Raw genomic sequence first — 6,751 nt, 5'->3', positions numbered from 1 at the left:
GGCAGAAGCCATCCGTTATGCCCTGAACCGCATGCCCAAAGCCCGCGGTTATCTCGACGACGGCCGCCTCGAACTCGACAACAACACCTGCGAGCGGTCAATTCGCCCCATCGCCCTCGGCCGCAAGAATTACCTGTTCATGGGGTCAATCGGCGGCGGAAAAGCGGCCGCTATCGCCTACGCGCTCATCGAGACTGCCAAGATGAACGACGTCGACCCCGAAGCGTGGCTCACATGGGTCCTCCAGCGCCTGCCTGATCACAAGATTAATCGCATCGACGAACTCATGCCGTGGAACTGGCAGCCCGAAAAGGCCTGAAACCGCGCCGCAACCGGACTGATACGACGCATGTCGCGCTCGGCCAGTTCGTATTCCGCCAGCACGGCGAGGAAACGGGCGGCGGGCCAGCCTTCGGTGTCGGCGCGCGTGGCGATCTCGGCCCAGAGTTTTTGGAAACTGGGCAGCCGCAGCGCGGTCAGCATGCTGGGCAGCGTGTGGATGTCGACCTCGCGGACAGTCATGCGCTTGCCCCCAGCAGAGCGTCGAAGCTGGCCAGCGATGGGTGGGCGACGGCGACATCCTTGGGCAACGTCATGAGCCTTGGTGCCAGCCGTGAAGCCAGGGCCTTGGTGTCCGGCACCTGGCCCGCATAAAGGTCTGCCGCCAGCAGTTGCGCCAGTTCCGCCTCGCAGGCTTGCTCATGGGCGATGAAGAGCAGTTCGACCATGCGGCGGCAGGCATCCCGTCTCGGCAGGTCCCGTTGCAGCACCTTTCAGGCTTCGGCGTATTCGGTCCGGGGAAACAGGCTGTCGCGGTAGATCGAGCTCCACAGGGCCTGCGGTTTGCGCCGCAGGGCATGGATCACATGGTGGTAGTTGATGACATGGACGCGATGGCCATCGACGCGACCACGGGCCCGGGGATGGCTGACGACCAGGGAGCTGCCGAGAAACGCCTCGATGCGATCATCGTAAAGGTGGACACGCAGACGTTGCCCGATCAACTGCGACGGGGCGCTGTAGAAGATGCTCTTGACCAGGAAACCGCCGGTTCGCGAGACTGGCACAACGATCTCGGTGAAGTCGATGGTGCGCCGCTGCGGCAAAGGCTTCAGGTGGGCCCTTTCCGCCTGAACAGCCGCCGCCCGCTGGCGGTTGCGCCGCGCCACCAGCATGTCGACGAACCGCCGGTAGTCCTCAATGCAGGCAAAGTCGCGGCTGCCCCGCAGGATCAGCGCCTGCTTGATGGCCGTCTTCAGGTGCCGGTTTTGCGATTCAACCGCCCCGTTCTCATGGGCCTCACCGCGATTGTTGCGGCTGGCGTCCATGCCGTAATGGCCGACGAACGCATCATAGCGCCTGGTCATGTCCTTACGCTGGTCGGCGGTCAGGTTGCGGAACGCGGCGGACAAGCTGTCGGTGCGGTGGTTTTGTGGCACGCCGCCCATCGACCAGAGGGCCTGCTGCAAGTTCTCGGCCAGCGCGGTGAAGCTTTCCCCGCCAAGAACCACGCCGACATGCTCCCACCGACTGTAGACCATGACGAAGTGGTAAAGCAGGTGCGGGAACGGCAGGTCTGCGATCGTCACCTCCAATTCCTCGGCATGGGTGAAGTCGGACTGCGCCATGTATCCCGGCTCCGGCACCTGGCGGAAGATGATGTCGCGCTCAGGTCCCTTCAGCGCCCGCCACTGCCGCACACGCCGCTCTAGGGTGCGCCGGATACGATCGTCTGGAAACGCCACAGGGTGCAGACCCTGAAGGTGGCGCAGCAGAGTAACGGCCTGCAACGCACTGTCATTCTCAAGCAAGGGGAGGAGGTCGTTCTGCCAGTAGCCATCAAGGGGATCGGACACCGTGCGTCCGTGAACGATCTTGCGCTGCGAAGGCGGGGTCGGGTCCGCATCGAAACGCCTGGCGCTCCGCTCGCTGAACCCGGCGCGGGCGGCCGATGTGCGCTGACTGTGGTTTTGGAGGTCGGTCATGTATAATCTCAATTGCTGGTCGGTGATGGGTTTGTAGGTCAAACCGGCTCCTCCGTATGAACGCAGAGGATTCCGGCTTACCAACCCGCAGCGACCAGCACCTACTCCCGAAATATCAATCAGGCCGGTGGGGCTGCCCTCCGGACGGGCATGCCCGTCCTCCGTTCAGCCCCACCGGCCAAGGTGGTTGTCGGCACCGGCCATGGTGGTTGTCGGCACCGGCCAAGGTGGTTGTCGCTCATCATCCGGCCCATTGCCAGGCTGATCCCGTTGCGCGACTTTGACCGCCTCCGCCTGAACAGGGGGCAAACCGCGATCATTTTGCTGGTCCCCGCAACGCTGGCCCCCCTGTGTGCGCTGCTGCCCCTGCCGGACGTGCTGCCTGTTCTGGTCGCAGATTATCTGATGCTGCATCTTCTGGCGTTCGGCGTCCTGCAACTGGCCTTGCTGCGGGTGTGGCGCATGACTGTCGGCCCCATGACATGGGTGGCGTTTGGCGTCTTGCTGGCTGCCTGCGCCGTTTTCGGATTTGCGCTTGATCGGTATGCCGCCAATTTCTGGCCAACGGCAGGGCGGGCCGGGATCATCGCCGCAATGCTGATCGGTGCCCTGCCTTTCATGGTGGCGGACGCGATTCTGACGACGGGTCAATCCGCGCGTTGGCGGCTTTGTGCGCGAACCAGTTTTCTGGTGTCTTTGGGGATCGCCGTCGCCTTCGATTTCGAACGCCTGTTTTTTCTGCTGCTGATCGCGCCTGTCATGATCCTGTTCTACATCGTGTTCGGCACGATGGGGCGCGTGACGGCGCTGCGGGCTGGACCGATTGCATCCGGCCTTGCTTTGGGCGTCGTTCTGGCATGGGCGCTTGGTGTCAGTTTTCCGATGTTTCAAACTTGACACCGGGACGATGTGATCAGGCGTTACCCGGAAAACGTCATCGTTTCGCGATTTCCGACCCCGTCTTCCAATCGTCCCACGATAAAAGCCGCCAGATCGGCGCGTGCCACCTCGGGTTTGGCAAAGCTGCCATCGCGCGACACCGTCCACGTTCCGGTGCCCGGCTTGTCCGTCAACGCGACGGGTTGGATCAGAGTATAAGGCGTCGTCGAATCGTTCAGGATTTCAGCCTGTTTTTCCTTGTCCGCCATCTGCTCGGGCAGGACCAAGTGATAGAACAGTTTAAACATGATGGGCAGGTTGCCGGCGGTGGCACCGGTTCCAAAGGCCCCGACGACAATGACCGGGGTATCCCTGTCTTGTGGCAGTGCTGCCAGAATGTTCCGGGTGCCGACCTCGCAGACGTTTCGGGGTGTCGTGCGGCGGGCACCAAGTCGCAAAGCAAACGCGTTCTGAGAATTGCCAAGGCTGATAACGACCGCATCTTGGCCAACCAGCACAGGTGCGACCTGGCCAGCGTGCATAACGTCGCCCTCAACGATAGTCAGCCCCGCAATCGGTGCAGTTTGATCGGCCCGCCGCGCAAAGGCCGTGACGGTGTGACCCGCGGCAATTGCGGCCTTCGTTACTGCGCGCCCCGTGCCGCCAGTCGCGCCGAAGACAGCGATCCTCATGCGGTCAAGACCGCGATCAGAAGGGCAATCAGGACCGAATTCACGATATGAAGCACTTGTTCGATGTTTTGTGTCTGCAGATATTGCCGGTGGGCCAGCATCAATTCCGGTTTGTCTGATGTGTCAAGCGCCGACAGCGCCTCGCAGTCCCGCCGCCGCTTTCCGTTGAACTCGATGACGTTCAACGTGATCAAAACCGCCAACGCCCCCAGAATAAGCAAGGGCCGCATCCAAGTGGTGTCCAAGATCCATCTCTCCCGTTGTGTCGCACTGTCCCGTTTGATTTACACGTAGGCGAGTTAATCCAACCGTCGAGGCCTGCCTCCAATGAGTGTTCAACACCATCCCCTTTGCATCGTCACCGGGGCCTCCTCCGGGGTTGGCCTGCACAGCACGAAGGCCCTGATTGACAAGGGATGGCACGTCATCATGGCGTGTCGTGATCTGGAAAAGGCAGCCGCAGCGGCGCAATCCCTGAATCTCCAGCGCGACATGTTCGACGTTATGCACCTCGATCTAGGGTCGCTGGACAGCGTGCGCGCTTTTCATGCCGCCTATCGGGCGCAGAACAGGGCGCTTGATGCGCTCGTGTGCAACGCCGCGACCTATCTGCCGCAACTCAAGGTGCCGCTGAGGTCGCCCGACGGGTATGAGATCAGTGTGGCAACCAACTACCTCGGGCACTTCCTGCTGGCGAACCTGATGCTGGAGGATCTGCAGAAATCCCCCGCCCCGCGACTGGTGACGCTTGGCACTGTGACGGCCAATTCCGAAGAATTCGGTGGCAAGGTGCCAATCCCTGCGCCCGCCGATCTGGGCGATTTTCAGGGGATGAAAGCCGGTTTTAAGGATCCGATCGCGATGATCGATGGCAAACCCTTCAAGCCGGGAAAGGCATACAAGGACAGCAAGCTGTGCTGCATGATGATGAGCCGTGAATTGCATGCCAGATTCCATGACCGGACCGGCATCGTGTTCAGCACGCTTTATCCCGGCTGTGTCGCTGACACGCCCTTGTTCCGCAACGCGCCGCGCCTGTTTCAGAACATCTTTCCCTGGTTTCAAAAGAAGATCACCAAGGGTTACGTGTCTCAGCCCCTGTCCGGCGAACGCGTCGCACAGGTGGTGACAGACCCCGACTTTGCCCGGTCCGGCGTCCATTGGAGTTGGGGAAACCGCCAGGAGCAGGGTCGAAAGGCGTTTTCGCAAAGCCTGTCCTCCAAGGCGACTGACACGACGCGAAGTGAGACGCTTTGGAACCTCAGCGCAGCGCTGGTGCGGATAGATGTCAGCGGCAGGCCGTTGTGACACAGGCTCCGCAAAGGTCTGCGCAAAGACCTGAATTGATCATCCCCGAAATAGCCTGAAGGCAGAGGCAGCAGACCTAAAGGCGCTCGGACTGAAAGCCAGATCGTCCGCGGCGCTGATCCCGGTGCCGGTTCGCGGACGAAGCGATCAACTGAAAGCATCCGCTCAATTTTTCGTCTGGGGATGCGAGCACATCGATATGTGCACATCCGCGTCAAGAAAATCGATGCAGAGAAGATCTGAGGTGCTAGCGCAGGTCTCAAAGTGGTCGCAATATCGACGTTTCAACGCTTCGACCACAACTCTTCAGGTCAGTTTGACGCACGCGATCAGCAGACCAAGCAGAATAAATCGGTTGATCGTTCAAGTCCGTTCCACGAAAAATGGATATTAATCTAAGGGGATAAGAATGACAGAGTTCTACATCATACTCGCTGTATGCCTTGCGATTTTCCTGAACCAGTCCAGCCGCATTGGTCGCGCCATCGGCACGCTTACCGCGGCGCTGGCCTTGGTCATGATCGCCTACTCGATCCTCATTGCGAATTTTGATGGCACCTTCGCAGCCATCCCCACGGATGCGGAACTTGGCGATCGCATAAAGCCCTTTGTCCTGAACGCACAGGCAGGGGTCGCCTCTCTCGCGGCGCTGTTCCTGCTTTGGGCGACCTACAGGCAAGGCAAGCGACACGTGACCGATCCACTGCCCCTGCGCAACACCGATACACACTTTGGTCGCGTTTCGCGCTACGCCCATTGGATCATCGGCGTGTTGATCCTGATCCTGGTACCAATGGGCCTGTTTGTATCTATTCTTGCGCCGGATCATCCGGCACGCCCCGCATTCCTTGCGACACACCAGATGCTTGGCTTGACGGTGCTGTTGCTTGTTGCATGCCGCATGCTGTGGCTCTTGCAAAGCCCCGCGCCGCTGATGCGGGCCGATATTCAACCATTGCAGCGCAAGCTTGCCAAGGCCACGCATCTGGCACTTTACGGCATCATGCTTGGGTTTCCAGTGACGGGCGTTCTACTCACGGTGTGGGATGGCAATCCGCTTGAGGTATTCGGATGGTCGCTCAGCGACCGCTTTACACCAAATAGTCAATTGGCAGAGTCAGCGGCAATCCTGCACAATCTGGTTCTTCCAGCGGTGTTCTACCTTGCAGTTGCCGCTCACCTCGGTGCCGTAACTGTGCACCACTTCGCGGAGCGTCGGCTACTTGATGTGCGCCGCATGCTGCGGTGATCACGCAACACAACTTTTCATATTCGGGACGCCGTAACTGCCAGGTCTTACCCCTGCATTTTCGACCCACGCCTGTGTTCTGGCTGCAGATGCTCAAACGAGACCATCTCGATCCTGTCCATCCCGATCGATATACAGCCACAACCTCAGCACCGGGCTGGCGGGGCTTTCCAGAAGCCTCTGTGCCGGCGTGCGTCCGAAGATCGCCCGATTGAAACGTGAAATCACGTTGAACCAGACCCAACGATGCAGGCTGCGTCCGACCAAGCCGGCGACCAACGTCACAAATGCGACAGCAAATACAATCAGAGTGATTGCGTATTCCGGGGTCATCCGGCCACTGATTCCGAAAGTATCCGGCCACCCATTCCGATTTTATCCGGCCACTGATTCCGGAGCATCCGGCCACCTCTGTGACGTGCTGCTGCGAGGCAATCTGTAACCGGCTACCTTCCGCCCTTTTGGCACGAAGGAAGCCTGATGAAGAGATTGTCTATGCGGAAGATCCGAGATGTTTTACGGCTGTCAGCCGAGGGTCTGTCGACCCGACAGATTGCGGCGAGCCTGGCGATTGGGCGCACCACTCTTCAGGGTTATCTGGATCGTGCTCGGGACGCTGAGGTGGTCTGGCCACTGCC

At 60.2% G+C, this 6,751-nt stretch carries 10 protein-coding genes; 4 read left to right on the top strand and 6 right to left on the bottom strand.

What is annotated here, in order from left to right; translation table 11 throughout:
• The coding region (locus BMX16_RS16860; RefSeq protein WP_143058090.1) for a transposase domain-containing protein at nucleotides 1-319 on the top strand (319 nt) is incomplete at its 5' end.
• Here BMX16_RS16860 and BMX16_RS16855 read toward each other — a convergent pair.
• Genes BMX16_RS16855 through istA form a run of 3 tightly spaced genes read right to left on the bottom strand, consistent with a single transcriptional unit; the run spans nucleotide 259 to nucleotide 1,985 of the window.
• Nucleotides 259-522, bottom strand: coding sequence for a P-loop NTPase family protein (locus BMX16_RS16855; protein WP_177174720.1), 264 nt, complete (start codon nucleotides 520-522; stop codon nucleotides 259-261). The two genes, BMX16_RS16860 and BMX16_RS16855, sit on opposite strands and share 61 nt — an antisense overlap.
• Entirely contained in the window at nucleotides 519-728 is a 210-nt protein-coding gene (locus BMX16_RS18380) for a hypothetical protein (protein WP_425434045.1), read from the bottom strand. Before BMX16_RS18380 ends, BMX16_RS16855 begins: the two co-directional genes overlap by 4 nt.
• A 45-nt stretch (nucleotides 729-773) precedes the next feature.
• Complete coding sequence (gene istA / locus BMX16_RS16850; RefSeq protein WP_425434044.1) at nucleotides 774-1,985, bottom strand: IS21 family transposase; 1,212 nt, start codon at nucleotides 1,983-1,985, stop codon at nucleotides 774-776.
• 231 nt (nucleotides 1,986-2,216) lie between these two features.
• On the opposite strand from istA, the gene BMX16_RS16845 reads away from it, so the two are divergent.
• Nucleotides 2,217-2,882: a hypothetical protein gene (locus tag BMX16_RS16845; protein ID WP_089905914.1), complete on the top strand. Its 666-nt coding sequence runs from the start codon at nucleotides 2,217-2,219 to the stop codon at nucleotides 2,880-2,882.
• A 23-nt stretch (nucleotides 2,883-2,905) separates the two neighbouring features.
• Here BMX16_RS16845 and BMX16_RS16840 read toward each other — a convergent pair whose 3' ends face one another.
• Nucleotides 2,906-3,556, bottom strand: coding sequence for an NAD(P)-dependent oxidoreductase (locus BMX16_RS16840; protein ID WP_089905912.1), 651 nt, complete (start codon nucleotides 3,554-3,556; stop codon nucleotides 2,906-2,908).
• Nucleotides 3,553-3,801, bottom strand: coding sequence for a hypothetical protein (locus BMX16_RS16835; protein WP_143058089.1), 249 nt, complete (start codon nucleotides 3,799-3,801; stop codon nucleotides 3,553-3,555). The genes BMX16_RS16840 and BMX16_RS16835 overlap by 4 nt, the downstream gene beginning before the upstream one ends.
• Before the next feature lie 82 nt (nucleotides 3,802-3,883).
• Here BMX16_RS16835 and BMX16_RS16830 point away from each other — a divergent pair, with 82 nt between their 5' ends.
• Both BMX16_RS16830 and BMX16_RS16825 read left to right on the top strand, forming a co-directional pair.
• Nucleotides 3,884-4,864 (top strand): protochlorophyllide reductase, encoded by a 981-nt coding sequence (locus BMX16_RS16830; RefSeq protein ID WP_089905908.1) that lies wholly within the window; start codon nucleotides 3,884-3,886, stop codon nucleotides 4,862-4,864.
• Between the two features lie 409 nt (nucleotides 4,865-5,273).
• Nucleotides 5,274-6,113: a cytochrome b gene (locus tag BMX16_RS16825; protein ID WP_089905906.1), complete on the top strand. Its 840-nt coding sequence runs from the start codon at nucleotides 5,274-5,276 to the stop codon at nucleotides 6,111-6,113.
• A gap of 93 nt (nucleotides 6,114-6,206) precedes the next feature.
• Here BMX16_RS16825 and BMX16_RS17710 read toward each other — a convergent pair whose 3' ends face one another.
• A complete protein-coding gene (locus BMX16_RS17710) occupies nucleotides 6,207-6,446 on the bottom strand; it encodes a hypothetical protein (RefSeq protein ID WP_089905904.1) in 240 nt (79 codons plus the stop codon).
• Nucleotides 6,447-6,751: the final 305 nt, after the last annotated feature.

Source organism: Loktanella fryxellensis (assembly GCF_900110065.1).
Lineage (GTDB): Bacteria > Pseudomonadota > Alphaproteobacteria > Rhodobacterales > Rhodobacteraceae > Loktanella > Loktanella fryxellensis.
This window is presented reverse-complemented; position numbering and strand designations above follow the sequence as displayed.

Coding starts and splice junctions, on each gene's coding strand:
- BMX16_RS16855 (WP_177174720.1), bottom strand. CDS start 522: ATGACTGTCCGCGAGGTCGACATCCACACGCTGCCCAGCATGCTGACC.
- BMX16_RS18380 (WP_425434045.1), bottom strand. CDS start 728: ATGGTCGAACTGCTCTTCATCGCCCATGAGCAAGCCTGCGAGGCGGAA.
- istA (WP_425434044.1), bottom strand. CDS start 1,985: ATGACCGACCTCCAAAACCACAGTCAGCGCACATCGGCCGCCCGCGCC.
- BMX16_RS16840 (WP_089905912.1), bottom strand. CDS start 3,556: ATGAGGATCGCTGTCTTCGGCGCGACTGGCGGCACGGGGCGCGCAGTA.
- BMX16_RS16830 (WP_089905908.1), top strand. CDS start 3,884: ATGAGTGTTCAACACCATCCCCTTTGCATCGTCACCGGGGCCTCCTCC.
- BMX16_RS16825 (WP_089905906.1), top strand. CDS start 5,274: ATGACAGAGTTCTACATCATACTCGCTGTATGCCTTGCGATTTTCCTG.
- BMX16_RS17710 (WP_089905904.1), bottom strand. CDS start 6,446: ATGACCCCGGAATACGCAATCACTCTGATTGTATTTGCTGTCGCATTT.